Genomic DNA, 675 nt, shown 5'->3' on the forward strand with positions numbered 1-675 from the left:
GGTCTGAGGCGCGCCGCGCTCGGCAACCACTTCGTCAAGCACTCGCACAACGTCTTCCCCCTTCAGGCTTTGGCCGACTTCGATGGCCAAGCTTTCTCTGGTGTAGTTGTCCACCACGGTCAACGCGCGCAGGCGCCGACCATCAAACAAGGCATCGGATACAAAGTCCATGCTCCAGATTTCGTTGATAGCCGTGACGATGCTCTTGGGCTGGCGTAGCCGCGCCGACTTGTTGCGCTTGGGACGCTTATGCCGCAGCGACAGACCTTCGGCCCGGTACAAGCGATAAACACGTTTGTGATTGTCTTTCCAGCCTTCCCGCTGCAGCATCACGTGCACCCGGCGATAGCCGTAGTGCACGCGTGTGGCCGCTATCTCTTTGATGCGTGCAAGCAATGCCGACGAGTCCCGAGCAACCGACCGATACCCATACAGCGAGCGTGACATGTGGAACAACGCGCAAGCCTTAGTCAGGCTCACACGATAGCGGTCACGCAACTCGTCAATCAGCGTGCGCTTGCGGGAAGGCTTCAGAGCTTTTTTGAGAGCACGTCCTGCAGCATGGCCTTATCCAGGCTCAGGTCCGCCACCAGCCGCTTGAGCTTCGCATTCTCCTCCTCGAGCTGCCGCATCCGGCGCAGCTCCGAAGGGCCGACGCCCCCGTACTTCTTCTTC

At 59.9% G+C, this 675-nt stretch carries 1 pseudogene; it reads right to left on the bottom strand.

From position 1 onward, the window contains the following. Positions 1 to 675 (bottom strand): annotated as a pseudogene (locus tag ACTWPP_RS45035) (IS3 family transposase); the annotation flags it as partial.

Origin of the sequence: Actinomadura sp. 3N407 (assembly GCF_052245875.1) — a bacterium.
In the GTDB taxonomy this organism is placed as follows: Bacteria; Actinomycetota; Actinomycetes; order Streptosporangiales; family Streptosporangiaceae; genus Spirillospora.